1 pseudogene is annotated in these 554 nt (G+C 59.6%); it reads right to left on the reverse strand.

Annotated features, from left to right (window positions below):
* Positions 1–212, reverse strand: a pseudogene (locus tag AC1DY5_RS58135) (OmpA/MotB family protein); the annotation flags it as partial.
* Positions 213–554 lie beyond the last annotated feature (342 nt).

Genomic DNA, 554 nt, shown 5'->3' on the forward strand with positions numbered 1-554 from the left:
GGGAAGAGGATCTCGTTGACCATCGTCACCTTGAGTTGGTTCTGCAACTGCGTAATCTTTGCCTGGTCGCTGCTCAGCTGGCCGCTGAGCTGCTTGCTGAGCGCCGCGTAGGCATCGGCCTTCTGCACTTCGGTGTTGTAGGTTTGCTTGGTGACGCAACCCGCCGCCAGTACCGCGGCACATAGCATCAGACTGAACTTGATTGACTTCATGCTTTCTCCACTCGTCGTTGAACCAACTCGAACAGGCCCTAGGCGGCAGCATTCGCGCCGGATTGCGGGGAACTGCCGGTGATCTCTGCCACGGAGGCGACCTCTCCTGCTCAAAGCGTATTGGCAAAGGCGATCCTGCCACCTTCTCTTTCGGGCAGTACACGACGTGGAATCCCATCCATGCCGCCATGTCCGCGGTCGCTCACCAATGAAAGGTCGCGCCGAGCAGCGGCCCGCTGAAATTGAGGTCCTTGACGGCCTTGCCCGATTTCATGTCGTAGGCGAGATAGCGCCACATGGCGCTGAGTTCACCCCATGCGTACGCGTAGCTGATGCCGCCGG

It is taken from the genome of Variovorax sp. P4_D9 (assembly GCF_056401695.1).